Origin of the sequence: Rhodococcus sp. NPDC077669 (genome assembly GCF_040686915.1) — a bacterium.
GTDB classification, from domain to species: domain Bacteria; phylum Actinomycetota; class Actinomycetes; order Mycobacteriales; family Mycobacteriaceae; genus Rhodococcoides; species Rhodococcoides fascians.
Map to the genome: position 1 here is coordinate 150,398 of NZ_JBFBMD010000009.1, position 24,691 is coordinate 175,088.

Annotated in this window: 30 protein-coding genes and 1 tRNA gene; 7 read left to right on the forward strand and 24 right to left on the reverse strand. The window is 63.5% G+C overall.

Annotated elements, in window-relative coordinates:
• The first annotated feature begins 62 nt into the window (after positions 1–62).
• Complete coding sequence (soxR, locus tag AB0P23_RS13645; RefSeq protein WP_027496060.1) at positions 63–563, forward strand: redox-sensitive transcriptional activator SoxR; 501 nt, start codon at positions 63–65, stop codon at positions 561–563.
• On the opposite strand, the gene AB0P23_RS13650 is transcribed toward soxR, so the two are convergent.
• The 15 genes from AB0P23_RS13650 to AB0P23_RS13720 form a co-directional block, all read right to left on the reverse strand.
• On the reverse strand, positions 479–1,381 hold the full coding sequence (locus tag AB0P23_RS13650; RefSeq protein WP_032371544.1) for an SDR family oxidoreductase: 903 nt from the start codon (positions 1,379–1,381) through the stop codon (positions 479–481). The genes soxR and AB0P23_RS13650 overlap by 85 nt on opposite strands.
• Before the next feature lie 74 nt (positions 1,382–1,455).
• Positions 1,456–1,611 (reverse strand): hypothetical protein, encoded by a 156-nt coding sequence (locus AB0P23_RS13655; RefSeq protein ID WP_167329154.1) that lies wholly within the window; start codon positions 1,609–1,611, stop codon positions 1,456–1,458.
• Positions 1,612–1,668: 57 nt separating this feature from the next.
• Positions 1,669–2,343: a ScbR family autoregulator-binding transcription factor gene (locus tag AB0P23_RS13660; RefSeq protein WP_027496059.1), complete on the reverse strand. Its 675-nt coding sequence runs from the start codon at positions 2,341–2,343 to the stop codon at positions 1,669–1,671.
• A gap of 190 nt (positions 2,344–2,533) precedes the next feature.
• Positions 2,534–2,851 (reverse strand): AraC family transcriptional regulator, encoded by a 318-nt coding sequence (locus tag AB0P23_RS13665; RefSeq protein ID WP_363797860.1) that lies wholly within the window; start codon positions 2,849–2,851, stop codon positions 2,534–2,536.
• Between the two features lie 116 nt (positions 2,852–2,967).
• A complete protein-coding gene (locus AB0P23_RS13670) occupies positions 2,968–3,420 on the reverse strand; it encodes a GyrI-like domain-containing protein (RefSeq protein ID WP_027496057.1) in 453 nt (150 codons plus the stop codon).
• A 146-nt stretch (positions 3,421–3,566) separates the two neighbouring features.
• Complete coding sequence (locus AB0P23_RS13675) at positions 3,567–4,457, reverse strand: SGNH/GDSL hydrolase family protein (protein ID WP_363797862.1); 891 nt, start codon at positions 4,455–4,457, stop codon at positions 3,567–3,569.
• Between the two features lie 221 nt (positions 4,458–4,678).
• Entirely contained in the window at positions 4,679–5,563 is an 885-nt protein-coding gene (locus AB0P23_RS13680; protein ID WP_363797864.1) for a glycosyltransferase family A protein, read from the reverse strand.
• Between the two features lie 167 nt (positions 5,564–5,730).
• Positions 5,731–6,282, reverse strand: a complete 552-nt coding sequence (locus tag AB0P23_RS13685; RefSeq protein ID WP_051365347.1) for a DapH/DapD/GlmU-related protein — start codon at positions 6,280–6,282, stop codon at positions 5,731–5,733.
• Positions 6,283–6,347: 65 nt separating this feature from the next.
• Positions 6,348–7,190, reverse strand: a complete 843-nt coding sequence (locus AB0P23_RS13690; RefSeq protein WP_363797866.1) for a glycosyltransferase family 2 protein — start codon at positions 7,188–7,190, stop codon at positions 6,348–6,350.
• 261 nt (positions 7,191–7,451) lie between these two features.
• A complete protein-coding gene (locus AB0P23_RS13695) occupies positions 7,452–8,585 on the reverse strand; it encodes a hypothetical protein (RefSeq protein ID WP_363797868.1) in 1,134 nt (377 codons plus the stop codon).
• Between the two features lie 111 nt (positions 8,586–8,696).
• Positions 8,697–8,769: transfer RNA gene (locus tag AB0P23_RS13700), tRNA-Ala, on the reverse strand.
• A 56-nt stretch (positions 8,770–8,825) separates the two neighbouring features.
• Complete coding sequence (glpR, locus tag AB0P23_RS13705) at positions 8,826–9,698, reverse strand: gephyrin-like molybdotransferase receptor GlpR (protein WP_032371228.1); 873 nt, start codon at positions 9,696–9,698, stop codon at positions 8,826–8,828.
• Between the two features lie 149 nt (positions 9,699–9,847).
• The gene (locus AB0P23_RS13710; RefSeq protein ID WP_032364078.1) at positions 9,848–10,495 is read right to left on the reverse strand and encodes a GNAT family protein; all 648 of its coding nucleotides are present in this window, start codon (positions 10,493–10,495) and stop codon (positions 9,848–9,850) included.
• A gap of 37 nt (positions 10,496–10,532) precedes the next feature.
• On the reverse strand, positions 10,533–11,792 hold the full coding sequence (gene glp / locus AB0P23_RS13715; RefSeq protein ID WP_363797870.1) for a gephyrin-like molybdotransferase Glp: 1,260 nt from the start codon (positions 11,790–11,792) through the stop codon (positions 10,533–10,535).
• Positions 11,793–11,825: 33 nt separating this feature from the next.
• The gene (locus AB0P23_RS13720) at positions 11,826–12,779 is read right to left on the reverse strand and encodes a UTP--glucose-1-phosphate uridylyltransferase (protein ID WP_027496052.1); all 954 of its coding nucleotides are present in this window, start codon (positions 12,777–12,779) and stop codon (positions 11,826–11,828) included.
• Between the two features lie 106 nt (positions 12,780–12,885).
• On the opposite strand from AB0P23_RS13720, the gene AB0P23_RS13725 reads away from it, so the two are divergent.
• From AB0P23_RS13725 to mscL, 4 genes are all read left to right on the forward strand, one after another.
• Positions 12,886–13,482, forward strand: coding sequence for a 5-formyltetrahydrofolate cyclo-ligase (locus AB0P23_RS13725; protein WP_363797872.1), 597 nt, complete (start codon positions 12,886–12,888; stop codon positions 13,480–13,482).
• A gap of 143 nt (positions 13,483–13,625) precedes the next feature.
• Positions 13,626–13,970 (forward strand): FmdB family zinc ribbon protein, encoded by a 345-nt coding sequence (locus AB0P23_RS13730; RefSeq protein ID WP_027496050.1) that lies wholly within the window; start codon positions 13,626–13,628, stop codon positions 13,968–13,970.
• Between the two features lie 89 nt (positions 13,971–14,059).
• Complete coding sequence (locus tag AB0P23_RS13735) at positions 14,060–14,722, forward strand: RcpC/CpaB family pilus assembly protein (RefSeq protein ID WP_363797874.1); 663 nt, start codon at positions 14,060–14,062, stop codon at positions 14,720–14,722.
• A 93-nt stretch (positions 14,723–14,815) separates the two neighbouring features.
• Positions 14,816–15,295: a large conductance mechanosensitive channel protein MscL gene (gene mscL, locus AB0P23_RS13740; RefSeq protein WP_222080670.1), complete on the forward strand. Its 480-nt coding sequence runs from the start codon at positions 14,816–14,818 to the stop codon at positions 15,293–15,295.
• Positions 15,296–15,404: 109 nt separating this feature from the next.
• On the opposite strand, the gene AB0P23_RS13745 is transcribed toward mscL, so the two are convergent.
• The 8 genes from AB0P23_RS13745 to AB0P23_RS13780 form a co-directional block, all read right to left on the reverse strand.
• The gene (locus AB0P23_RS13745) at positions 15,405–15,851 is read right to left on the reverse strand and encodes a hypothetical protein (RefSeq protein ID WP_363797876.1); all 447 of its coding nucleotides are present in this window, start codon (positions 15,849–15,851) and stop codon (positions 15,405–15,407) included.
• A gap of 125 nt (positions 15,852–15,976) precedes the next feature.
• Complete coding sequence (locus AB0P23_RS13750; RefSeq protein WP_363797877.1) at positions 15,977–16,867, reverse strand: MspA family porin; 891 nt, start codon at positions 16,865–16,867, stop codon at positions 15,977–15,979.
• A 564-nt stretch (positions 16,868–17,431) separates the two neighbouring features.
• Positions 17,432–17,623, reverse strand: coding sequence for a hypothetical protein (locus AB0P23_RS13755; protein ID WP_363797879.1), 192 nt, complete (start codon positions 17,621–17,623; stop codon positions 17,432–17,434).
• 8 nt (positions 17,624–17,631) lie between these two features.
• A complete protein-coding gene (locus AB0P23_RS13760) occupies positions 17,632–18,129 on the reverse strand; it encodes a MogA/MoaB family molybdenum cofactor biosynthesis protein (protein WP_197077495.1) in 498 nt (165 codons plus the stop codon).
• 89 nt (positions 18,130–18,218) lie between these two features.
• Positions 18,219–19,754 (reverse strand): trypsin-like peptidase domain-containing protein, encoded by a 1,536-nt coding sequence (locus AB0P23_RS13765; RefSeq protein WP_222089942.1) that lies wholly within the window; start codon positions 19,752–19,754, stop codon positions 18,219–18,221.
• Between the two features lie 100 nt (positions 19,755–19,854).
• On the reverse strand, positions 19,855–21,249 hold the full coding sequence (locus tag AB0P23_RS13770) for a HAMP domain-containing sensor histidine kinase (protein WP_094666207.1): 1,395 nt from the start codon (positions 21,247–21,249) through the stop codon (positions 19,855–19,857).
• Positions 21,250–21,305: 56 nt separating this feature from the next.
• Positions 21,306–21,992 carry a response regulator transcription factor gene (locus AB0P23_RS13775; RefSeq protein WP_027496041.1) on the reverse strand — a complete coding sequence of 229 codons (687 nt, stop codon included), beginning with the start codon at positions 21,990–21,992 and terminating at the stop codon, positions 21,306–21,308.
• Between the two features lie 76 nt (positions 21,993–22,068).
• A complete protein-coding gene (locus AB0P23_RS13780; RefSeq protein WP_032364082.1) occupies positions 22,069–22,683 on the reverse strand; it encodes a trimeric intracellular cation channel family protein in 615 nt (204 codons plus the stop codon).
• 114 nt (positions 22,684–22,797) lie between these two features.
• On the opposite strand from AB0P23_RS13780, the gene AB0P23_RS13785 reads away from it, so the two are divergent.
• On the forward strand, positions 22,798–23,079 hold the full coding sequence (locus tag AB0P23_RS13785; protein WP_032371235.1) for a PASTA domain-containing protein: 282 nt from the start codon (positions 22,798–22,800) through the stop codon (positions 23,077–23,079).
• On the opposite strand, the gene AB0P23_RS13790 is transcribed toward AB0P23_RS13785, so the two are convergent.
• Entirely contained in the window at positions 23,076–23,504 is a 429-nt protein-coding gene (locus AB0P23_RS13790; RefSeq protein ID WP_363797882.1) for a VOC family protein, read from the reverse strand. The genes AB0P23_RS13785 and AB0P23_RS13790 overlap by 4 nt on opposite strands.
• Before the next feature lie 78 nt (positions 23,505–23,582).
• Between AB0P23_RS13790 and AB0P23_RS13795 the strand changes: the two genes are divergently transcribed.
• A complete protein-coding gene (locus AB0P23_RS13795) occupies positions 23,583–24,599 on the forward strand; it encodes a magnesium and cobalt transport protein CorA (protein ID WP_094644504.1) in 1,017 nt (338 codons plus the stop codon).
• Positions 24,600–24,691: the final 92 nt, after the last annotated feature.

Here is a 24,691-nt window from a genome sequence, read left to right on the forward strand (position 1 = left end):
ACGAACGGTAAACCCATTCGTCGTTCAGCGCTGGCATCCGGACCTGAAGTAATGTCAAGGTCGTGCCGATGCCCGAGTGGAACGTCCGTGAACTGACTCCAGGCCAGCTGTCGGAGCGCAGCGGCGTCGCCGTGTCCGCGTTGCATTTCTACGAGAAGCAGGGCTTGATCAGCAGTCGACGAACATCGGGCAACCAGCGCAGGTTTCACCGCGAGACTTTGCGCAGAGTGGCGTTCATTCGTATCTCGCAGAAGGTGGGAATCCCTCTCGCGACCATCCGTCAGGCGTTGAGCGAACTTCCGGACGAGCGAACGCCCACCCGCGAGGACTGGGCCAGGCTGTCGACGCGGTGGCATCGCGAACTGGACTCGCGTATCGAGCAGTTGGTTCGCTTACGGGACGATCTGACCGGGTGCATCGGCTGTGGTTGTCTGTCGTTGGCCGGCTGCGCTCTGGCCAACCCGCACGACCGGCTCTCCTACTCCGGCCCCGGTGCCCGCACACTGGACGTCGACTTCGACGCCCCGTCGGTGCGACGCGGCTCGAGCAGTTTGGAGAACTGATCGTTCGCTCGTTGCAGCACGAACTCGTACGGTGGCGCGAACTTTCGCGAGATCCAGTAACCGAAGCGAATGTCGTTGGAGGAGTACACGAGGTACTTGCGTTTGGCGATACCGGCGAGAATCGCATCGGCCACGACCGACGGTTCGACAGCACGCTTCTCGAACCGGTGCTGCAGCTTCTGCACCCGAGGATCGTCTCGATCGATACCGGCGATCTGCAGCGTCTGCACCAGGCCGGTCTTGACCCCACCGGGCACGACGAGGCTGACGCCGATTCCGTGACGTTTGAGGTCGTATCGAAGAACTTCGGACACGCCACGAAGGCCGTACTTGCTGGCGCTGTACGCAGCGTGCCAAGGCAGAGGAATCAATCCCGCCGCGGACGAGACGTTGACCAGATGCCCACCGCGGCCCGCCTCGATCATCGGCGGGAGGAATTTCTCGATGACATGGATGGGACCCATGAGATTGACATCGACCATGGACTTCCAATGCCGATGCTCCAGATTCTCGACGGTGCCCCACGCCGAGATGCCCGCGACGTTCATCACGACGTCGAGGCTGCCGAACTCGGCGTGAATATCGTCCGCGAAGGCGGTGACCGCGTCGAAATCGGAGACGTCGAAGGGCAAGGAGTGACTGACCGTGCCGCCCGCTCGACCGACCAGGTCCACGGTCTCGGCAAGCCCGGAGGCATTGATGTCGGTCAGGAACAGTTCAGCTCCCACAGCTGCAGCCGCGATGGCCGTCGCCCGGCCGATTCCGCTGCCCGCTCCCGTGATCAACGTCTTCTTGCCGCGCAGATCGTATGTAGCCATCGAAGCTTGTTCCCCCACCGGTTGCCACGTGTCAGGTCGATTTCGACCCTACGCGGTGACGACCGACAGGGCCGTCACAATCTCTGCGACATCTCGTCTCGGTAATCGGCGACGGTGTTCTCGATACGCGTCGCCTCGTCGTCGGCACCTCGCTTTCGCGCGTCGTCCGCGCGGTGCTGCAGAGTGCCGATCGCTTTCCGGAGCTCGTTGTCCGACATTCTGTGTTCCATGTCACATAGTGTGCGCCTCACGTCGGCGCGCAGCAAGCACCCCGGGCGACGAGAACGTCAGACGGTGACCGAGCTCGAATCGATGTTCTCGCGCACGAAGCTCGAGAGGCTGCGAGCTGCGAATTCTCGGAAGTAAGCCAGCTTGTCGGCAGGCACCAACGACGGCAGCACGGTGTTCCACACCTTCTCCATACGAGACGGCGCATCCTCCAGACGCGACTGCGCCTCGGACACCATCAGAACCCCGGCCAGCATTTCGCACACCAGCAGTGCCGCGTTGCCGGCGTCCAGGTGGTCGGCGACGTCGCCGTGCTCGATGGCCCGCTCGAAAAGATGCTCGAAGATGTTGCCCCAGGTGCCGAACACGCTTCCGCGAGCGGTGTCGGACCCGTCGATCTCCATCTGCAACCGGTACATCACACGAACGAGCGGATCCGACGCTGCCAGTTCGAGAACCGAGTACGAGATTCCGATGACGGACTCGAGGGCTGGGCTGCGGCTGTCCACCAGCCCCGCGCAGGCCGTGGACACGCGCTCGTGACCTTCGTCGACGATGGCGCGAGCGAGTTCTTCCTTGGACGCGAAATGGAAGTACAGCGCGCCCTTGGTCACGCCGGACTGCGCCGACACCTGACTCAGCGTGGCATTGGCATGCCCGACGTCGAGGAAGAGATCTGCTGCAGCGCGCAGCGCCGCCGCGCGAGTGGCTTCTGCCCTGAGTTGTCTCACCATGTTGCTACACCCCTGCTCAGTCGATCGTGCGATGACATCGACACCTTGTGGTCCGCGCTGGCTCCCGGGTGCTGAACCCACGAACTCGAATTCACGTTCCCTATACGGGCTTGTCAGCGCTTGCCAATAGTAACCGGTTCGTCGGCGATTTTGTGATTCGAAAGTGACAAAAACATGAAGAAGACCTCGTTTACAAAACGATCGAAACGAAAAGTTTCACTTCTCCAGCATTCGTAACGACTTCTACTTCCTCGGCGTAAGCACGGAATAGCGTCCCGGACCGAACGCACTCGTCGACTTGCGCCCAGACGTCTTCGATCGGATCCGCGAGACCACCACTGGGCACGAACACTGCAAACACACCAGTCGGTATGGATACGAACACATCTCCCACAGCGACGTCACTCGGCGAGTCCAGCGGGACACCGACGAGTGCATTGACGGTGCCGTGCGCATCGGGGACATACACGGTGGTCACCTCCGTGGCGTCGATGTTCTTCTCGCGCACACGATCTCGGAGGAATCCCATCCATTCGCTGCAACTGGCCTCGGCACCGGGCTCCACCCGCGGTGCCACCAACCCACCGAACAATTCGGCACTGCGCGCGGTGATCCGAAAGCTCATCACGAACCGCCGGGCTGCGTGATGGCCAAATACAGGTCGACTTTGTAGGCGTGCGGGTAGCACTCGTAATCACCGGTGAACGATCGCACTATCTCCCCGTTCTCCTCGGCGTGATCGATCTGATTCCACAATCGAGTGAGAACGTCGGGAAAATAACCCACCGCGGAGAATCGGGCATATTTTGCAGACGGCACTTTTGCGATCAAATGCCCACGCGTCACCTGCCCGAGCGACGAGCACTGGTAACCGACTATCTGTGTATTGTACGATCCGATTCCAGGGGCGAAGTCCGTGTAGATCGACGCAAGCGGTCCGGCAGTCTCCTGATTGAGCACTGCGGACCACGCCTGGTTGAGGGCAGGATCGTTCAACCGCCCGAGTGCTCGTTTGGGACTGCGAACGGGGAGACCGGCGACCCACGTTTCGGGGAGGTCGACGATCTCGAACGACATTCACACTCCGTATGGAAGTTGCAGGGGCAGATCCAGCGCTCGGATCGTCGGTTCACGATATAACCCGTCAATCTACCGGGCCGACCGGTACGCAGATGATCGTTTGTTCAACAGGATGTGTCACCGGGCGTTGTCCCCGCGCATTGTCACCGACGACGCGACGTCACCGACCGATCGCGTCCAGCACCAATCCCGCCATCGCAGCGCTGCCCAGCGGGGTCGGATGCAAGAACGGTGTCGGACCGAACGTCATCGAGCCCGTGAACCAGCGCTCTGCAATCGGTGCGCATGCGTCGTGGCCGACGGCCGGCCCCCGCCACATCGACGAACGTCGCCCCATGTCTGACGGCACTGTCTCGAAGCACGGAATCGAACCGGACGAAGAAATCCTGCACGAACGCCGCGTCGGCACCGTGCAGATTCGAGTCCGGGAAACAGCCCTGATGGTCGAAGTAACCACCGTGACCCACCAGCACGACGACGGCGTGTGGTGAACGCTGCGTAATCGCGTCGAGTACGCCGTCCAACACCGGCCCCAGCTGCCCGAGCCTCTGATCGATCGCCTGGAGGACCACGGGGCTATTCCGGCACCGAGGATCTTCCTGCGGCACAGGTTGCAGGCACGGCCCGATCAACTGCGCCCAATTCAGGTCGTTGCCGCCTATCGAGAGGGTCACCAGCGTCGTATGAGGCCGCAGTGCATCGATCTGAACCGGGACCCGACGAGGCAGTGGCGTGAACGTGCTCTGCGGCGTTGACACGACGTGTGCGCTCGTCGCGCCACTGCACGCGACGCTGGCGAATGACGCGGGGTGCAGTGCGTTCGCGATCATGGCCGGATACGCCGCGTCGGATCGTCCACAACCGTCTCCGCCGGCATAGTACAACCACGCGGGCCCGGCAGCTCTGGAGTCGCCCAGAGCGACGTAGTGGACGGGGTTGTCGACGACGACGTCCGCCGACGCTGTCCCGACGAGCTGTCCCGCCAGCAGAGACACGGCAAGACCGACGACGAACGTCCGAACATCGGAGCGCACGACACGCCCCCGCCTGCTACACGGCCGACCGACCGGCCCACCCCGACTCGACTCTCGGATACCCGCGGGTCGAAGAACTACGAGACAGTAACACCGCGTCGGCGATCACGCGGGCCTGTATCGAACCGTGGGGCCGGTTCCGGGGGCGGCAGCAGACACAGCGAGTCTATCGGCGCTACCGATCGGACAATGGTCGCGTACCGCTCGAATCAGCCGTGAATTTACTCGGCCGACGCCGTGGTGGCATATTCGCCATCGCGAACAGGTGACAAATATTGTTGCGATGTCACGCCCTCGTTCGAATGCGACACCGGCAGAATTCGCGACTCGCATCCGGACAAAATTCGAGTCAGCGGCCAATGCACGGTATGCAGAATCATGTCCCCGATCAACAGTCGGCGTAGCGCCTTGTTCGCCAAATCGTGGTGGGCCCATGTTCGGTAGGAACTCAGCACATAATGACGATATTCGAGGGGCGGAGTCAGCAGCCGCCGACCCGACACCTCGACGCACATCGTTTTGATCAGCGCGATCTGGAGACCGACGCGGTACAGGCACAGAGAGAGATCGATATCCTCGTGCAGGTCGGTACGCAGACTCACGCGGTCGCGGGCGGCTTCCCAAGCGGAGCGGCGAATGGCGAAGTTGTTGCCCGATGCCGCCGATACCCGCAACTCGTCGGGTTTGCGCTTGGTGGAGTAGTCCACGTACGCGCCGTACGGTGCAGCCCACGGGGAGTCGTACAGGTAGATCGGCCCGGTCACCGCCGCGTAGTCCAGTCTGCGGTCGAAGAAATTCAGAATCGACTCGGCCCAATCCGGAGCTACCCGAGTGTCCGCATCGATACGTCCGATGATGGATCCTTCGGCCCTATCGAAACCGGCGTTGCGCGCATGAACGACGCCTCGCTTCGACTCCCGGACCAGAACTATCCCTGGAAACCGGCGGCTGTAGCTCGCTACCACGCCGGCGGTATCGTCGGTGGAATTGTTGTCCACCACGATTATTTCGTGAATGTGTTCACGTTGCGCCAATAAAGCGTCCAGCCATCCACCCAAATGCGCCTGTTCGTCGAATGCGGGCACAACAACAGAAAGAGTGTTCACAACGCCAACCCCTGACACCTTTTTGGCAATGCGTAGCTCGACAATTTCCGAAGCGAATGCAAAGAGTGCCGTGCCTCTGACGCAGACGATGCTACATCATCAATTCGACGAAATAAGTCGTCCAATTTCGGATCGATAATAGTCTTTTGTCGATATCGACAAGCGCTTTATCGATCGTTCGTCAGAGTATTGCTCTCGAAATCAGGCGTCGCGCCCGCTATGGCTCGCGCGTCGGGTAGATCGTTCAACTCCCGGCGACGAGCGGCTGGACTGCCGACGTACACCGCGTCCGGTTCGCAATCCTTGGTCACCAACGAGTTCGCCCCGATGATGCATCCCTCACCGATGCGGACCCCGGGCATGATCACCACACCGGACCCAATCCACGTGCCTCGCCCGATGGTGACCGACTCGCCCCGCAGCAAGCCTGCCCGACGCCACGACGGTCCGACGTCATGGGTACTGGTGATGATCCGAACGTGGTCCGCCAGGAACACATCGTCACCGATCACGATGTCGGCAACAGTGTCGAAGTGGCACCCGAAATTCACGAAGACCCCGGTGCCCATCCGTACCGACCCGCGACCCTGGATCATCGCGCCGCCGTATATCAAGCACGGCCCGTCCGTCCGGACCCCCGCCGGCCGCAGCAAGGTCGCCCGCAGTACCGCCGGAACGAACGGCAGGTTCGCCACCGACACGAGGGTTGCCTGACGCATTTGAAAGAGGGCCCACTTGACGTTCGATGAGTCGCTCGCCCAAGTTGGGATCAGGGAGCGCAGGTTCACGCGGCCTCTCGCATCCGTTCTTCGGAGAGCGCACGGTCGTCGACGGGCAATGCGCGCGAGGGCACCGCCGAGAACATTCTCGAGATGGGCCAGCGCAGCGTGTGCAGGAGCCAATCCATCGCAACGATCCGGGCCAGCTTGGCCGATGCGAGCCCATGCTCCTTGTAGGAACGGTAGCCCGCGATCGCGTAGTTCACGTACTTCACCGGAGACGTAGCCGATCGCCGGCCGGACACCGCAGCCTTCATACGGCCGTTCTGAGCAAGCGGCAACTTCTTGCCGACCAACGACAAGCACAGATCGATGTCCTCGTGCACGCAGGTCTTGTCGCTGACGACATCCCGAACCTCGTGCCAAGCAGATGCGCGGATTGCGAAATTGTTGCCCGATACCGCCAAGGCGCTGCGCACCGACGGGTCGCGCTGCTCCGCTCGTGCATGTTGCCACGCCAGAGGCCGGGCCCACGGCGACTCGTACAAGTAGGTCCGCCCGCCCGCTGCCGCAACCGTGGAGTGCTCTCCGAAGAATTCGATGATGGAGCGTGCCCACCCGGGCCGGACGCGCGTATCGGCGTCTATGCGCCCGATGATGGACGACTGCACGAGATCGAAGCCTGTGTTCCTGGCATGCACGACGCCCCGATTCGGCTCGTGCACCAACTGGACCTTGTCATTGACCTCGCACAGGGTCTCGACCAGATCGAGCGTCCCGTCGGTCGAGCCGTTGTCCACCACGACGATACGGTCTATGTAGTTTCCCTGATCGAGCAGCAGATTCAAGCATTCGCCGATGTGGTCGACCTCGTCGAGCACCGGAATTACCACACTGAGAGTGTTCATTTCGATCCCCTGATTGAATTCGACACCTACCGAACGCGCAGGCACGCGTATAAAGATACGACATTAGCCACGCGAACACTAAAGTCAGCCGAAGAAGTAGCCCCAGCTCAGAGCGCCGAAAACGGCAGCGTGACTCGTCCGCGGGTGCTAAGCAATCCAAAAGACCGTTTCAGGGCAATGGTGCTCATAAGACGTTCGAAAGAATTCGATTCCCGTTAATGATCGAATGTTGTCCGAATACGCCATATTGCCGGAAATGCCTCAGCTCACGCGACGACGTATGAAGCCTGTGGATATCGATCGTGCGCGTCGTAAATACGACGCAGCCTGTCGCCAGTGTCTTCGGCGGATCGCCGTGTCTACTGCCGCAACCACACCATCGTCGGTCACGCCTGCTTCCTCCATGGCAGCAAGCCCGTTTCGCAGGTGGTGGCACTGACGGTTCGTCAACGTCAGGGACCTGACCGCATGGAGATCGATGGGTCCTGGAAGGGCCTCGCTCTCCGCACCTGCAGCGGCCAACCCGATCTTCGTCCTGATGCACTTGAAGCACACTCCGCAGTTGAATCGACCGTCGCGGTTCTCCCAGCACACCCGTAGATGCTTCATCGCCGTCTCGTCCAGGCCTATCCGCCGGAGCTTGCCGAGCCGATTCACCTCCAACTCGTGGTGATCGAACGTGACACTGCTACTCGACCACAGCGGGTCCAGATCGGGATGGGAACCCCACGGCAGCAGATCCCAGCGACTGTTGGACGACGGAATCATGACGGTGCTCACATGCTGCGACAACGCCAGCCCCACGTGAGCCAGGGCGGCTCCGTGAAGGTCGTATCCCCAATCGAGCGGCAATCGGTCTCCGAACGCCGACCTCAACGTGGTCTTGACCTCGATCAGCGGCTTGCCGAGCTCCGCGGCCGCGTCTCGGGCACTAGCCAGTGCCTGAGACGCCAAATCCTCGTTCCCGGCGGAGATGTCGAAACCGTGAACGAATATCAAATGGGTGATGCGATCGGATTGGGTGATTGCCGAATAGAAGCTGTCCACGCCTCCACTGAAGAAGCAACCCACCCCTCGGCCGTCGGACAGTACATCGGAAGGTTCAGCCGATACCGATATCCCATGAAACCGTCTGGGATACCAGTCGAGAAACACTCTCTGCGCCTCGGGAGCGCCTCGAAGTGCCGTCGAATCCACCGGGCCGTCGAAAGCGATACTCCACTTCTTTCGCATTCCCGCTACCACCATCGGCGGAAGCCACGGAGTCGCCGAATGGTCCAACTCGTAATTCGACGCGGTGGTCACCACAGCCTCTTTGCCGAAAGGCGTCACTATCCGGGCCGCAATTCGATGAGCCTCGGTGTCCTCGACATGCACGGTCATCTGGCTGGTCACCGTATGAAGTGTGACACATGCGCCGGCGACGTAACGCCGCTCCGAGCTCTGTATTTCCTTGATTCACAACGAAAGCCGCCACTCGAGGTGAGTGGCGGCTTTCGTTTCGGGTGGAGCTGAGGGGAATCGAACCCCTGACCTTCTCGATGCGAACGAGACGCGCTACCAACTGCGCCACAGCCCCGTTTGCCGTCGTCTCGACCGGCTGGGCAACTCTAGCAAAGCCCCTCGGGACCGCTGTTACGCGCCCTGTGCCCGACGGAAATCGCCGTCATCGTCGCGGCGTGCCTGGAACGGCTCCTCGTAATGATCGAGATGCTCGAACTCCGGGTCCTCGTCGTCGATCTCGAGCACCACGGCTCCGGGTCGACGCAGACGCTGCGGCACGAGTTCGAGCTCTTCGTCGGTCTCCGATTCCACACCGAGGCGCGAGCGACCCATGCGGGTGAGTCGTCGTCGACGAATCTCTTCTTCGATCTGCACCTGCCTGCGCAGGTAGTACAGGTATCCGACGAGGACTGCGACGGACAGTCCGCACAGCCACCACACCGTCGGGGAGATGATGAACGCCAGTGCCGCGGTCGTGATGGCGGCGAACACCAGGCCGAGAACCGCGCGCTGACGGAAGGCGTATCGGGCGGCCCGGGCGATGGCGTCGGCCTCGGGATCGAATCCGCCGCGGCCGCGTCGGCGAGGCACGAAGTCGTCGTCGACGACTCCCGGCTCGTGTGCGGGAGAGCTCGCGCGAGGTGCGTCGTGGACCGGTTCGTCGCGTTCGAGGTCGTTTTCTTCTTCTGCGTGAGTGTCCATGGGGTCCTCCGCGGTACCGGGTAGATCGGGTGAGTCCGAACGAATCGACGCGAATTTCGGGCCGAAGATCTCGCTGGCGGGCGCGGAGACCCGCAGGTCGTCCTCCGGCCGCCAGTCGGGATCACTGCGGTGGCCGGTCGCGGGGCCGCGCTGCTTGCGCTTGGTGCCACCCCGATGCAACACGCGCGTGGCGAGTGCTGCGTCCGTGGTCTGCATGATCTGCGGACGCTTGGTCATCAGCATGGGAAGGAGAACGAAGAGCCAGACGGCCACGAGACCGATCCAGATGATCGAGTTCGGCATCGGCGATGTTCTCCTTCCTCAGGCGACAGCGACAGTCGAGACGCCCTCAGGTTATGTGGAGCAGGTGCGAGAACCCCGCAGACGCGCCGACCCGAATTACACTCCTGTCACTTTGACAACATCTGCAACCGGACACTGTGGAGTGAGCGCTATGCCCACGCAGCCCTGCCCGCGCGGACCAATCGATCGACGACCGATCCCTGCACCTCTCCCGAGGTGATCGCGACGAGTTTGTGGTCGCGCCACTCGCCGTCGACGTCGAGGTACTTGTAGAGCAGGCCCTCTTCGCGGAAACCGACGTTACGCAGCACGGCCTGGCTGGCGAGGTTCTCCGGACGCACCGTTGCCTCGACGCGGTGCAACCCGACCGGTCCGAAACAATGATCGAGCCCGAGCGCCAGCGCCGCGGTGGCGACGCCTTTGCCGTTGACTTCCTTGGACACCCAGTACCCGATCCACGCCGACCGGAGCGCTCCGCGCACGATGTTTCCGGTGGTGATCTGCCCGCAGAATTCGCCGTCGACCTCGATCACCATCGGCAGCATGTGTCCCTTGCGTGCCTCGGACTTCAGGCCCGAGCACAGTGTGGGCCACGAGGAGATGTGGTGGCGGGAATTCCAACTGCCCTCACCGCTCGGCTCCCACGGCTCGAGGTGTGCGCGGTCCTGGGTGCGGATTCGACTCCAGGAGGCTGCGTCGCGCATGCGGACGGGCCGGACGGTCACCGTTCCCCCGGCCACTCGCACTGGACCCAATTTCGCCGGCCAACCCGGATGGCTCGACCACGTTCGCGGCATCAGTCGATCGTATGCGCTGCGCGTGTGAGCGCGTGCGTCAGCCGCGCTGAGCGAGGAACGAAACCTTCACTTCTTCGCCGGTTCGGATCTCGGTGACGTCGGGATCGATGACGACCAGGCAGTTCGCCTCCGCGAGTGTCGCGAGCAGATGAGACGACGAGCCCGGAGCACCGCCGAGAGCCTGAACGAGATATTCGCCGGTGCCCTCGTCGCGCATCAGCTGCCCTCGCAGGAATCCCTTGCGGTCCTCGATCGATGTGATCGGTGCGACGGTCCGCGCGGTGACGGTCCGGCGCAGCGGCTGGCGACGGCCGAGTGCAATGCGAATGAGCGGACGGACCATCACCTCGAACACCACGAGCGCGCTGACGGGGTTGGCAGGCAACAGGAACGTGGGCACCTCGTCGCGTCCGAGCTGGCCGAATCCCTGCACCGAGCCGGGATGCATGGCAACCCGCTCGACTTCCAAGTCCCCGAGTTCGCCCAGCGCCTCACGGACGCCATCGGACGCGCCGCCGCCGACCGCGCCCGCGATGACGACGATCTCGGAGCGGATCAACTGGCCTTCGACCACTTCACGCAGTCGCTTGGGGTCGGTGCTCACGATGCCGACGCGGTTCACGTCGGCTCCGGCATCGCGCGCTGCAGCAGCGAGCGCGTAGGAGTTGACGTCGTACACCTGACCGGGCCCGGGGGTCCGATCGGTATCGACCAACTCCCCGCCCACCGAGATGACCGACAACCGCGGACGCGGGTGCACCAGCACCTTGTCGCGTCCGACGGCGGCCAACAAGCCGACCTGCGCGGCACCGATGATCGTTCCCGCACGCACGGCGACGTCGCCGGGTTGGACGTCGTCGCCGATCTTGCGCACGTAGTCGCCCGAGCGCACCGGACGGAACACCTTGACCCGGGCGCGGCCGTTGTCGGTGCGATCCAGCGGCAGGACCGCGTCTGCCAACGTGGGCAGCGGTGCCCCGGTATCGACCCGTACGGCCTGACGCGGCTGCAGCCGGATGGGCTGACGCGAACCCGCGGAGACCTCGCCGACGACGGGCAGCGTCAGGTCGATGCGCTCGTCTTCCTCGTTACGCAGGTCGGTACCTGCGGAGGCGACGTCGACACTGCGCACGGCGTAACCGTCGATCGCGGCTTGGTCGAAGCCGGGAAGGGGACGCTCGGTGACCACTTCCTCGGCGCAGAGCAGACCCTGCGCTTCCGAGATGGCGACCCGAACAGGCCGTGGAGCCACCGCCGCTGCGGTCACCCTGGTCTGTTGATCTTCGACCGAGCGCATCTGGCCCTTCCTCTATGGCATCGACCCGCGATGCTATTCGTACGTCGTCAGTTCCGGTGCCCAGCTGTCGCTCAAGCGTTCGTTCAGCCATTCACGCAGCGCGGGACCGTAGTCGTCACGCTGCAAAGCAAAGTCAACCGCAGCGCGTAGGTATCCCCCGGGATTTCCGAGGTCGTGTCTCGATCCACGATGCACCACCACGTGAACGGGATGGCCCTCCTCGATCAGAAGTGCGATGGCGTCGGTCAGCTGCAATTCGCCGCCGGCACCGGGCTCGATGCGTCGCAACGCGTCGAAGATCGCGCGGTCGAGCAGATAGCGGCCCGCGGCAGCCAAGTTGGACGGTGCCTCTTCCTTCTTGGGCTTTTCGACCATGCCGGTGACTTTGAGGACGTTCGGGTTGACGGCATCGGGCACGATTTCGACGGAGAAGACGCCGTAGGACGAGACCTTGTCGTCGGGAACCTCGATGGCGCACAGCACCGAGCCGCCGCGCTTGGCGCGCACCCGGGCCATGACGTCCAGCACACCGCGCGGCATCACCAGATCGTCGGGCAGCAGCACCGCGACCGAATCCTCGTCGTCGTCGAGTGCTTCCTCGGCACATGCGACGGCGTGACCGAGTCCGAGCGGTTCGTGCTGAATGACCGATTGCACGTCCAGAAGCTTGGGGGCGACGCGTACCTTCTCGAGCATTTCGAGCTTTCCGCTCGCTTCGAGCTTCTTTTCCAGAACGAGGTCCTCGACGAAGTGGGCGACGACGCCGTCCTTGCCGGGAGAGGTGACGATGACCAACCGTTGTGCACCGGAATCTGCCGCTTCTCCGGCGACGAGTTCGATACCCGGAGTGTCGACGACCGGAAGTAGTTCCTTCGGAACGGTTTTCGTGGCCGGCAGGAACCGGGTACCCATGCCTGCGGCGGGGACGATGGCCGTGCGGAAGTGCACAGGCGTGGCGGCGGTCGTCGCTGAAGCGGCTTCTGTCATGGTGCTCACCCTATCCGTGGTTTCTGGCGATTGGCTCGGCGTGTGCCCCGTTCGACCCCCGAGTGCATATCGTTGAACGACAGCACGAGAGGGAGAGTGAACCGTTGTGAGCGTTCCCGAATTTTCGGAGAACACGCCGAAGGATCTGTGGCGGGAGCATGTCCTCGCCGAACGCCGACTGCTCGACGATGCGCAACGCGCGATGGAGTCCTCCGCACTCTGCCATGCCGTCGGCGAATTGGCGGCCGAACACTCGGTCGTGGCGGCGTACGTTCCGATCGGCCGGGAGCCGGGGTCGATCGAGATGCTCGACGCGATGGCCGCGGCCGGAGCCACGGTTCTGCTGCCGAGTGCCCGTGAGCCGGGGCCGCTGAAGTGGGCGCGTTACGAGGGCCGCGATGCGCTGGTGCGGGCACCGTACGGGCTGCTCGAGCCGTCGGGTCCGCTACTCGAGCCCGACGCCGTCGGGCAGTGCTCCCTGGTGTTGCTGCCCGCGCTGGCCGTCGATCGCCGCGGTGTTCGGCTGGGCCGCGGAGCCGGGTTCTACGACCGGACTCTCGACCTGTGCAGTCCCGAGGCCATGCTGGTCGCAATCGTGCGCGACGCGGAGCTGTTCTCCCGGCTACCGGCCGAACCGCACGACCGCCGCGTGACGCACGCGCTGACTCCCGGCGGCGGGCTCGTACGCTTGGGTACGGAATAACGCTACGATTCGATTCGTTGGCACTCCTGACTGTAGAGTGCTAATGCTCTCCCCACTTTCGACGAACAGACAAGACACCGGCGGTGTTCGGCCTCGGCCAGCAGAGCGCGAACCTCCTCGGTGACCAGCGCGGAGGAAACACGATGCCCACCTACTCATACGCCTGCACCGAGTGCGACAACCGCTTCGACATCGTCCAGTCCTTCACCGACGACACGTTGACGGTATGCCCGGCATGCTCCGGCAAGCTTCGCAAGTTGTTCAATTCGGTCGGCATCGTCTTCAAGGGCAGCGGCTTCTACCGCACCGACAGTCGGGGCAACTCCGGCACCGCCAGCGAAGGCGCGAGCGAGAAGAAGTCCGACGCCGCGGCCACGAAGTCGGAGACCAAGAGCGACTCGAAGCCGGCCGAGAAGAAGTCGTCGGATTCGTCCTCGTCGAGCAGCTCCTCCTCGTCCTCCACCACGAAAGCTGCTGCCAGCCAGTAATTTTCGGATCCATCCACAGGCCGGTCTGTTATCCACAGGCCGGCCTTTTCGGTCTCTTCAGGCCAGTTGGGACCGCTACCGTTCCGGTCATGGCTGCCCGCAAGAACCGACTGGACTCGACGCTGCTCGACCGCTTCGCTCAGCGTCCCGCGTGGGTGGGATCGGTGAAAGTTCGACGCATCGCCGCGGGCATTCTGGTGGCCGTCGCAGTCCTGCTGTTCGTCGACGACGCCGCAGGCGACGATCGCGTCCGCGTCGTCACGGCCGGCCGCGACCTGACGCCGGGAACGATACTGACGCCGGCCGATGTTGCCGTCGCCGAATGGGATTCGGCCGCGGTGCCCGACGGCGCAGTGCTCGATTCCGCCGACGTGGACGGACGGACACTGACCGGACCGGTTCGAGCAGGCGAATTGCTCACCGACGTCCGGCTGTTGGGCTCGCGGACAGCCAGCGCGGCGCTGGGTGCCGAGGCACGCGTCGTACCGGTCCATCTCGCCGATGCGGGCGTGACCGACCTACTCAGAGAAGGCGATCGAGTGGATGTCCTGACCGTCGAGACTCAGGAGAATCCCGACGCCCCACCTGCGGCTCGGATACTGGCATCGGGGGCGATGGTGGTGCTCGTCTCCGCCGAGGCCGGTGGAGGTCGGCAACGAGATCGGGTGGTGCTGCTCGCCCTACCGACCGAGGATGCGACGACGGTGGCAGCCGCGTCGCTGGTGAGCGCTTTGACGGTGACATTGCATTGAGCCGGTGCCCGGGCGATTCACGAGGTCCGAAGTCGCTCGATCTGGGTTAACGTCTGGCGAGACAGAAACATACCCAGAGATCGGAGAGCGCTCATGCTTAAGGGCTTCAAGGACTTTCTGCTGCGAGGCAACGTGGTCGACCTCGCGGTCGCAGTCGTCGTCGGCGCAGCATTCACTGCGATCGTCACGGCGTTCACCACGAACATCATCAACCCGTTGGTCGCCGCTGTGGGTGGCAGCAACGAACTGGGGTGGGGAATCAAGATCCTCAGTAGTAACGACGCCACGTTCATCAATATCGGCGCGGTCATCACGGCGATCATCAACTTCATCATCATCGCCGCGGTCGTGTACTTCGTGCTGATTCTGCCGGTGAACACCGCGAAGAAGCGCTTCGTCAGCCAGCCGGAGAAAGAACTGAGCGACGTCGACGTGCTGGTGCAGATCCGCGACATTCTGGCGGGTGGAACCACTGCAGGACAGAAGCTTTCGACGGCGGCCGACACCACCGGCGGCAGCGGCGAAGCAATCGATTCGCCCTCCCCCGACCTCGGTAAGCACTCGAAGGACTGACACCGGTCTGCTTCAACGAATGAATGCGCCGTTCACGCTGTCTGACAGCGTGAATGGCGCATTCATTCGTTGTTGGGCGTGCGACAGGCCGAGAGGGCCCGTCAGGCGATCAGTTGGTGAACGTGGTCAGCGGTAGCTCGTCGAGCGTGATCGAGGTGCCATCCGCCTCGCAGGCGGACTTCACTGCTGCGCCGTTGTCGACGAACGCCTTGCCCGACTCGCTGTCGGGCTCCGACAGTTCGAGCGTATCTGCGGGAACGGCGTCCGCGAACGTCGTCATCGCGCTGGCGACGTCACCAGACGCGGTGCCGGACAGTGACTTGACCTTGTCGACGGCCGCCTGCTTGTCCGCAGTCCATGGGTCCAAGTTCTCGGCGGTCCCTGGGCCAGCTTTGACCAACCCAACCAATTCATTGTGGTCGGCGGCAAAGCTGTTGCATACATCGGTGTTCTGGCCGGTAGCCGCCGACTCGTCTGCGCTGCTGCAGCCGGTGGCAAGCACCAAGGCTGCGGCAGCACCGGCCGCGGCAAAGATGAAGCGAGTAGTCGAGCGCATGTATCTCCAATACCTCTCGATGGGAGCCAGTCGAATTGGCCCAAACGTAATTCAGGCCCGCACGGAGTGATCCGTACGGGCCTGAATTGGTAGAACTAAGTCACACCTGGTTCAACCGATCGAGGTCAGTTGAAGCGAACCGGCTGACCGTAAGCAACAGCGGCGATGTCGCCCGCGCTGCTGACGACCTTCACGTACGGACGGACCGTGACGTTACCGATGACGTTGGTGACGGAGCCGTGCAGTCCACGAACCTGGATCGAACCCGACGTGCCTGCGGCGTCTGCAGTGCTGCCCTGGCCGTCATCATCGTTCGTGATCGGGATGGAGTCAGACGTGACCGACTGGATTCCGCCGCCGGGGGTCAGCGCGCCGCTACCCTCAATCGTGGGAAGCAAGTCAGCGTGGAAAGCGATACCGGAGGTAGCTTCGCCGACACCCTCAAGGCCAACCGCAACGGGGCTCTGGGTAGGCGTACCAGCGGCCGGGTTCGGCACGGTGATCTCAGTCGGATTGGCCGCACTGATCGGCAGAGCCGGATTGAAATTCGGGTTGCTGATCTCGATCGTGGCCGGAGCCGGCTCTACGTCGGTCGAGATGGTTCCGGTCGAGGTGTTACCCGAACCGATGTCGAGGCCGAGGGTCGGGGTTGCCCAGGAGAAGGCGACCTGAGGATCGGCAATGGCGAGCGGGTAGCCGACCTGGAAGCCGATCTGGAAAGTGCCCTCGAAGTCGTCGGCCGACGGGCCGGTGACGGTGAACGCAGCGTTCTCGTCGACGAACCACTCACGGGTGAGCGGGTTTCCGTCGAGCGACGGAACGCCATTGATGAACGTGTCGGACAGGGTCACGTTGATGGTGTTTCCGCCAGCGTCGACGACAGAAACCTGTCCGTCCACGCCTGCAGAAGCGGTTCCGGTACCGAGCACCAGGCCGACAACCGATGCACCGGCGACGGTCGCGACACTCATGGACTTGAGTCCCCGGCTGCGCCGCGACTTCTGGATCTCCGTCATTTATTCCTCATCATGTTCAGTCCCAGCGCGGTGTCGCACGGGAAGCTTGTGGCTTTCACCCTCGAACTAGATCGCACGCAACGGTGTGTGCGAGCCCGAGCCAGATGGAGCCTGAAGGCCACATCCTCGATCGATCTGTTCCGAGATGAAGGGCGCGGCACCGTTTCGGTCCCACGCCCTGATCCTCTGGAAGCTGAGGGGAACATTAGAGGAGATGCCTGAGCGTGACAATCCCTACGATCGACGCCCAAACGTTGCCATCTCGTGATGTGTTTCGTCGGCGTGAACATCTTTCACACCCGTGTTAGCGATAACCTGCGTCACAACATCTCCCGAGAAGTCGAAACCGTTACAGGTCCCGATCAGGAGTAAAACCACTCTGATATGGGAAGACGCGGCGGGAGTCATGTCTGGATTGCGCGATTGGACCGTTCCGCAATCCGCTTGCAGTGTCCGTTTTCGACAGCTTCGCCCGGCACTACCGCCGAGTAGGTCGCTAACGACAGGTAAACGATTAACTAACAGACCTGTCATTCAGGGCCGCAAAATGTGTTGTGGATCACACTAAAAGTAATGGGGTGGTCGCTGCTGCTTCAACCAATCGACCGACAACGAGTCGCCATCGGGACCGTCGGCCCGGTCGTCTCCCGTCGCGTCCGGCAACACGTCCCCGAAGATACGAGCGAGCCGGGCCCGTTCTGCTCGGGCCCGGCTCGCTTCGTCGTCCGGTCGATTCTCGATCGGCTCGTCGTTCATCGCAGTGACTACGCGTCCAATCCCGACAGCTCGGCAATGACCTGACTCGCCAGCGGAGTCAGCGTCGCCATGCCGTCACGTATGGCCGCACGGGACGACGCAAGGTTGACCACCAGCGTGCTGCCCGATACTCCGACCAGTCCCCGAGACAGGCCCGCATCCAACGATCCGGCTGCCAGGCCGGAAGAGCGCAGCGCCTCACTGATTCCCGGTATCTCGCGATCTAGCACCTCGGCCGTGACGTCGGGAGTGACGTCGCGAGGCGAGACACCCGTGCCGCCGACGGACACCACCAGGTCGACACCGCCGATCACCGCGGTGTTCAGCGCATTCCGCACGTCCACTTCGTCGGCCGTCACTGCCACCACACCGTCGACCAAGAAACCGGCCTCGGTCAACAGTTCGGTCACCAGCGGACCCGTCGAATCCTTCTCGTTGCTGTGAGCAGTCCGGTCGTCCACGATGACGACCAACGCGCGGCCGGCCAAAGGTGCGTCGAGTTCCATACCGCTCACCGTAGTAGTAAGGCCCGTACCCGGCTCACGCTGTGCGTAAATAGTTGCAATGGTTCCGTGCCTACCGGCTTCCCTGAGCATCAGCGACCGCCCGGGAACGACGGGATCTGCAGTGACGGGACCTGCGCGGCGGGTGCCGCAGCCGGCTCGGCGGTGCCCAGCGTCACGTCGACGGTCTTCTCGCTGCCACCGTCCGTGTACGTGATCTTCACCGAATCGCCGGGTGCGTGCGAACGCACCGCGGCGATCAGCGCGTCACCGCTGGCGACGATCCGATCGTCGACCTTGGTGATGACCGCGCCCTTCGGAATGCCGGCCGCCGCAGCCGGGCCACCCTCGGTGACCTCGACGACGGTTGCGCCGTTGGCATCGTCCTTGGACGGCACCTGCACACCGATCATCGCTTGAGTGGCTTTGCCGGTGGTGGTCAGCTCGTCGGCGATCCGCTTGGCCTGATCGACCGGGATTGCGAATCCGAGACCGATCGATCCGCTCTGAGCGCCGGAGCCCTCACTGCCGCCGAGTGTCGCGATGGCGGTGTTGATGCCGATCAGTTGCCCATCGGTGTTGACGAGAGCGCCGCCGGAATTACCGGGGTTGATGGCCGCGTCGGTCTGAATGGCGTCGATCACCGAGTTCTGGTTGCCGGACTCACCGGACGTCGATACCGGGCGGTTGAGCGAGGAAACGATGCCGGTGGTGACGGTGCCGGCCAGGCCCAGAGGCGAGCCGATGGCGACGACCTGCTGGCCGACCTCGAGGTTGGACGAGCTGCCCAACTCGATCGGCGTCAGATTCGTCTTTCCTTCGGCCTTGATGACGGCCATGTCCGAGACGGAGTCGGCACCGACGATGGTGGCGTCGGCCACCGACCCGTCGGCGAACGCGACGGTCAGTTTGCCGTTGGCTCCTGCGCCGGTGGCGACGTGGTTGTTCGTCAGGATCAGGCCGTCGCTGCTGAGGATGACGCCGGAGCCCTCACCTTCCTGCTGCGAGCCCTTCACCTGAATCTGCACGACACTCGGCAGCACCTTGTTCGCGACGGCCTGAACGGAACCGTCGGGGAAATTGGCGGCCGGCTGAGCGGCGGTGATCGGTGAGTTCAACGAATTGGTGACACCGGCGTTGTTGCCGTTGGCGTTGTTGGTCGCGATGGCACCGACAGCGCCGCCGATTCCGCCGCCCACGAGAACGAGAGCAATCGCTCCGGCCACCAGAGCAGACCGACCCGGCCGGGACTTGACGGTGCCGGATGTCGAATGAGGCTGCGGCGCAACCTGTTGGGGCTGCGCATGCTGGCCCGGGTTGTGCTGACCGGGGTTGCGCTGACCGGCCTGCGAGTCGCCGTGCTGACCGTAGGGGCCGTAGCCTGGCTGGTACTGATTCTGCCCGTAGCCCGCGTACTGCTGGGGGTAGCTCTGCTGGGGATGCGCCTGCTGGGGTGGGAACTGCTGCGTGGGATTCTGCTGGGTGGGCTGCTGAGCCGGCTGCTGCTGGGTGGGCTGGTGCTGAGTCGAGGGATCGTGCTCGCCGCCGTGTGAAGCCCGGTCCGCAGGATGATGCTGTGCACCGGCATCCCGTCCGGGCTGTTCTGGTTCGTTACGGTCGTCGCTCATCGCTGTTGCTTCCTTCGATAGAGACCTCGGCTTCGAGGTCGCCCGCCTTCTTGCTACTCACTGTGCAGGGCGGTACTGAGAGCGCGCTGAGACTCGCCTATCAGTTTGCCGAGAGTGTCTCGTGGTCCGCGGCACCCTCACCGGGCAACACGATTCGGATGAGAGCTCCACCCCGCTCGGACACCTCGACGGCAATCGTGCCGCCGTGTTTGACGACCACCTGCCGCACGATGGCAAGTCCCAGACCGGATCCGGGCATCGAACGCGATGCCGTCGAGCGATAGAAACGCTCGAAGACGAGTTCGCGGTCTTCCTCCGGAATGCCGGGGCCCGCGTCGTCCACTGTCAGCTCGAGCAGGCCTTCACCGATCTGCCGCATGGCAATTCGGACTTCTCCGCCGCTGGGGCTCCACTTGGCCGCGTTGTCGAGCACATTGAGCACTGCCCTCGACAAGCCCGCCTGATCTCCGTATACGAACCACGGCATGAGCGTGGCATCGAAGTCGATCTCGTTGCGACGCCTGCGAGCTCGTTCGAGGCTGCGCTCGACCGCATCGGCCAGATCGACCCGCTCGAACACCGTCTCGGGTGCGTCCTCGCGTGCAAGGTCCACCAGATCACCCACCAGCGTGGACAATTCCTGGATTTGCGCCACCACGTCGGTTCGCAGCTCGGCCATGTCCTCGTCGGGAATGGACGGTGCGCCCGGACGCCCGGCCGCGATCAACAGTTCCATGTTGGTGCGCAGCGACGTCAACGGCGTCCGAAGTTCGTGCCCGGCGTCGGCGACCAATCTGCTCTGCCTGCCGCGAGATTCGGCCAAGGCTCGGAGCATCGTGTTGAAACTCTCGGTCAATCGGGCCAATTCGTCGTCGCCGGTCACCGGAATCGGCGTCAGATCGTCGGTACGCGCCACCCGCTCTGCGGCGGCGGTCAATCGTGCAATCGGCCGCAAACCGGTGCGCGCCACGGCCATGCCTGCACCCGCCGCCAGCACGACACCACAGGCTCCCACGATCAGCAGAACCCACGCCAAACGATCCAGCACTTCTCCGGTGGGCAGCAGTCGCTGCGCCACGATCAGGGTGCTGCCGTCCTTGGTGCGCAGCGCGAGCACTCGCTGATCGTCGAGTGTGCGCAGCGACGAGGCCTGCTCTCCGCGCACCACAGCAAGTTCCGAATCGCCGACGGGCACCTTGGGTCCGGGCGGGTTGTAACTGGTCATGTCGGGGTAGATCAACGCCACACTGACGTCGGTGCTGTACAACGTGGCACCGGCCACGAACCGTGGGTCGTAGGACACCAGGTCCGATTCCGCCAATGCCGATGCGCGAGAACGCAACTGGGTGTCCACGTCGCCGTACAGCGCGCGCGAGACCACGGTGTAGGCCGCAATGGCCATGACGGCCACCGCGATCGCCACGACGGACGCAGCCAACAGCGTCACCCGCCACCGCAACGACACCGATCTCGTCAACGGCGTCGGTGGCCGCATCGGCGGAGGCGGAAGTGCGCCGCCGTCGGGCGTCTTGCGCCCGAACGAACTGCCTATCACGGGGGCGTCTCGCGCAGGACGTATCCGACACCGCGAACGGTATGGATCAGTCGCGACTCCCCTTCGGCCTCGGTCTTGCGCCGCAGATACCCGACGTACACCTCGAGCGCGTTGCCGGAAGTCGGGAAGTCGTAGCCCCAGACCTCTTCGAGAATGCGACTTCTGGTGAGCACTCGGCGCGGATTGGTCATGAGCATCTCGAGCAACGAGAACTCGGTCCTGGTGAGGCTGATCGAACGCTCGCCGCGCGAGACCTCACGGGTGACCGGGTCCAGCGACAGGTCCGCGAACGTCATGGTCTCCGAGTCGATGCCGGCTTCCATAGCTGTGCGCCGCAACAATGCCCGCAGCCGAGCCAGGAGCTCCTCGAGCGCGAACGGCTTGGGCAGGTAGTCGTCTGCACCGGCGTCGAGACCGGCTACGCGCTCGGACACCGAATCACGCGCCGTCAGCACCAGGATCGGCAGGTCGTCGCCCACGCTGCGCAATCGCCGACACACCTCGAGGCCGTCGAGACGCGGCATCATCACATCGAGCACCAACGCATCGGGACGCGCCGCAGCTACCTGTTCCAGGGCATCGAGGCCGTCGACCGCCAGGTCCACGGTGTACCCGTTGAACGTGAGCGACCTGCGCAGCGATTCGCGCACCGCTCGATCGTCGTCGACCACCAGTATCCGCATCGGTACAGTTTGTCCTGGTCGACTGAGACACGGCTGAGAGGGGTGGTCGGTCGGTACGCGCTCCGGCAGTCGGAGCTCACAGCGTGGGCAGGTTCCGAGCCTGCGGCAGGTTCCATTTACGCCACAGGGCCAGCAATCTCAGGCCGGTCGCCAGTATCGTCCCCGCGACCAACCCGACGTTCTCCGGCAGAGTGAGCGCCTCGGCCACCACGACGGCCGTCGCGCCGAGCAGCGCAGGTAGGGCATACAGGTCGCGGTGCAGCAGCAGGGGCACGTCGTTGACGAGGACGTCCCGGATCACGCCACCGGCTACGGCCGTCGTCGTCCCGATGAGCGCTCCGGACAGGGCACTACCGCCGACACTCAGGGCGATCGTCGCGCCCGTCGAGGCGAACAAGCCCATCCCGAACGCGTCGAGCACGAGCACACCCCGACGCACCTTGCCCATCTGCCGATGTGCGACGAACACCACGAGCGAGGCGAAGAACCCGACGGTGACGTTCGGCCAGGTGTCCAGCGACGTCGGTGGATGGATACCGAGCAGCACATCGCGAACGATGCCGCCCCCGATGCCCGTCGTGATTCCGACGACGCAGACCCCGAACAAGTCGAGTCGTCGATATACCCCGACCAGTGCACCCGACGCCGCGAAGACTGCGATACCGATGTATCCGAGGAGGTCGAGAAGCACCGAACGAGCATGTCATGCGACTGACAGCTGCTTCACAGCAACGTCGAAACGCTGTCACAGCCTCCAGGAGCACGGTTGCGTTGTCAGAGAGCGCCGACGAGTAAGGACGAAGACATGGGTATCGGATTCAAGAAGACGATCGCCACCCTCGCAGTGGCTGGGGCACTGACCCTCGGCGGCGGCGCTATCGCCGACGCAGCACCCGACCGCGCGACGCTTCCCGCAGTGGCCGGAATGACCGAATCGGACGCGGTGCAGGCGTTGTCGGATGCAGGCTTCTCCGACGTCAGCTCCGACTACGACCGTCCCGACGCGACGGTCGTCGGAACCAACTTTCAAGCCGGTGACAAGGTCAGCGAGAACGCCGCCCTCCTACTGATAGTCGGTGCCGGCTAAGTCAGCCGAACCGTCCCGTCGTCGTCGACGCTCCAACCGGGGTTGTGGCAGATTTCCCAGATGACTCCGTTGGGGTCGGCGATGTGGGCGTGATAGCCACCGAACGATGTTCGCTGAGGTGTCTTGATGGGTGTCGCGCCCGCCGCGAGGGTGGCCGCGAACATCGCGTCGACGGCTGCCGCGTCGTCGACGTTGTGCGCCAACGTGACCGAGCCGAGGTCGTGCTCGCGAGGCGGACGTCCCAGATCCCCGTCGAACGCGGTGGCGTCGTACAGACCGAGCACCGCACCGGGCCCGATCTGGAAGAACAGGATTTCGCCAGGAACGTCGAGCAACGGCATCCACCCAAGCCCGTCGCAGTAGAACGACCGGGCTGCATCGAGATCCGCAGTGGCCAGAGTGGTGAAATGAACTTGCTGCCGCATCGCCCCATTGTTTCAGGCGATAGTCTCGATCGGGTGCCGTCCGGCACATTCGAAGTTCTCGAATCGAGGTGACCCGAAGTGCCGATCGTCGACAATGCCGTCTACGTCGAGGGAAAGCGGACCGCGAATCCGGAGAGTCTCGACATCACGTTCGAGTGCATGCGTGACCGCCACGGCATGGCGTGGATCGGCCTGTACCGTCCCGAGATCAGCGAAATCAACGCGGTGGCTACGGAATTCGGGCTTCACCGACTCGCCGTCGAGGATGCCATCGCGGCACATCAGCGGCCGAAGCTCGAACGCTACGCCGAGCAACTGTTCGTCGTGCTGCGGCCCGCCCGATACATCGACGAGACCGAAAAGGTCGAATTCGGTGAATTGCACATCTTTCTCGGAGCCGATTTCGTCGTCACGATCCGCCACGCCGAATCACCCGAACTCGGTCTCGTCCGACATCGACTGGAGGAATCGCCCGAGTTGCTCGCGCTCGGACCCGAGGCAATCCTGTACGGCATCCTCGACCAGGTTGTCGACGAGTACGTCCCAGTGGTGAAGGGACTGCAGACCGACATCGACGAAATCGAGGATCAGCTGTTCACCGGCGATCCCAGCGTATCGCGGCGCATCTACTCACTGCTGCGTGAGGTATCCGAATTCGACCGTGCGGCAAAGCCTCTGGTGGAGATGATCGAATCCCTCAAGCGCGGGTCCGACAAGTATCACGTCGATGTCGAACTGCAGCGAAACCTTCGGGACGTGTTGGACCACGCAATCCGCATCTCCGACCGCATCGAATCGTTCCGATCCAACCTGCAGAACGCGATGACGGTGCACTCCACCATGGTGGCGCAGCAGCAGAACGAAGAGATGCGGAACATGACGCAGGTCAGCCTCGAGCAGAACGAACAGGTCAAACGAATCTCGTCCTGGGGCGCAATCCTGTTCGCGCCGTCGCTCATCGCCGCGATCTACGGCATGAACTTCGAGGACATGCCGGAACTGAAGTGGCACTTGGGTTATCCGCTGGCACTGATCGCCATGGTGATCTGCTCCAGCGCGCTCTACGTGGTGTTCAAACGCCAGAAGTGGCTGTAGACGGTATGGAGGTCTTGGCTGGGGCCCCTCCGCATGTAAGCGTGGGTTGCCGACAGGAGTGGGTCCTGGCCGGTAGAGCCACAGATGTGGGA

What these genes read in the sequence shown, in the direction of transcription:
- AB0P23_RS13765 (WP_222089942.1), bottom strand. Translation starts at nt 19,754, where the DNA reads ATGAGCGACGACCGTAACGAACCAGAACAGCCCGGACGGGATGCCGGT.
- AB0P23_RS13770 (WP_094666207.1), bottom strand. Translation starts at nt 21,249, where the DNA reads ATGCGGCCACCGACGCCGTTGACGAGATCGGTGTCGTTGCGGTGGCGG.
- AB0P23_RS13720 (WP_027496052.1), bottom strand. Translation starts at nt 12,779, where the DNA reads ATGACAGAAGCCGCTTCAGCGACGACCGCCGCCACGCCTGTGCACTTC.
- glp (WP_363797870.1), bottom strand. Translation starts at nt 11,792, where the DNA reads ATGCGCTCGGTCGAAGATCAACAGACCAGGGTGACCGCAGCGGCGGTG.
- glpR (WP_032371228.1), bottom strand. Translation starts at nt 9,698, where the DNA reads ATGCCGAACTCGATCATCTGGATCGGTCTCGTGGCCGTCTGGCTCTTC.
- AB0P23_RS13760 (WP_197077495.1), bottom strand. Translation starts at nt 18,129, where the DNA reads ATGGAACTCGACGCACCTTTGGCCGGCCGCGCGTTGGTCGTCATCGTG.
- AB0P23_RS13775 (WP_027496041.1), bottom strand. Translation starts at nt 21,992, where the DNA reads ATGCGGATACTGGTGGTCGACGACGATCGAGCGGTGCGCGAATCGCTG.
- AB0P23_RS13750 (WP_363797877.1), bottom strand. Translation starts at nt 16,867, where the DNA reads ATGACGGAGATCCAGAAGTCGCGGCGCAGCCGGGGACTCAAGTCCATG.
- AB0P23_RS13660 (WP_027496059.1), bottom strand. Translation starts at nt 2,343, where the DNA reads ATGGTGAGACAACTCAGGGCAGAAGCCACTCGCGCGGCGGCGCTGCGC.
- AB0P23_RS13690 (WP_363797866.1), bottom strand. Translation starts at nt 7,190, where the DNA reads ATGAACACTCTCAGTGTGGTAATTCCGGTGCTCGACGAGGTCGACCAC.
- AB0P23_RS13785 (WP_032371235.1), top strand. Translation starts at nt 22,798, where the DNA reads ATGGGTATCGGATTCAAGAAGACGATCGCCACCCTCGCAGTGGCTGGG.
- AB0P23_RS13735 (WP_363797874.1), top strand. Translation starts at nt 14,060, where the DNA reads ATGGCTGCCCGCAAGAACCGACTGGACTCGACGCTGCTCGACCGCTTC.
- AB0P23_RS13685 (WP_051365347.1), bottom strand. Translation starts at nt 6,282, where the DNA reads ATGCGTCAGGCAACCCTCGTGTCGGTGGCGAACCTGCCGTTCGTTCCG.
- AB0P23_RS13745 (WP_363797876.1), bottom strand. Translation starts at nt 15,851, where the DNA reads ATGCGCTCGACTACTCGCTTCATCTTTGCCGCGGCCGGTGCTGCCGCA.
- AB0P23_RS13650 (WP_032371544.1), bottom strand. Translation starts at nt 1,381, where the DNA reads ATGGCTACATACGATCTGCGCGGCAAGAAGACGTTGATCACGGGAGCG.
- AB0P23_RS13790 (WP_363797882.1), bottom strand. Translation starts at nt 23,504, where the DNA reads ATGCGGCAGCAAGTTCATTTCACCACTCTGGCCACTGCGGATCTCGAT.
- AB0P23_RS13710 (WP_032364078.1), bottom strand. Translation starts at nt 10,495, where the DNA reads ATGCCGCGAACGTGGTCGAGCCATCCGGGTTGGCCGGCGAAATTGGGT.
- mscL (WP_222080670.1), top strand. Translation starts at nt 14,816, where the DNA reads ATGCTTAAGGGCTTCAAGGACTTTCTGCTGCGAGGCAACGTGGTCGAC.
- AB0P23_RS13730 (WP_027496050.1), top strand. Translation starts at nt 13,626, where the DNA reads ATGCCCACCTACTCATACGCCTGCACCGAGTGCGACAACCGCTTCGAC.
- AB0P23_RS13670 (WP_027496057.1), bottom strand. Translation starts at nt 3,420, where the DNA reads ATGTCGTTCGAGATCGTCGACCTCCCCGAAACGTGGGTCGCCGGTCTC.
- AB0P23_RS13655 (WP_167329154.1), bottom strand. Translation starts at nt 1,611, where the DNA reads ATGGAACACAGAATGTCGGACAACGAGCTCCGGAAAGCGATCGGCACT.
- AB0P23_RS13755 (WP_363797879.1), bottom strand. Translation starts at nt 17,623, where the DNA reads ATGAACGACGAGCCGATCGAGAATCGACCGGACGACGAAGCGAGCCGG.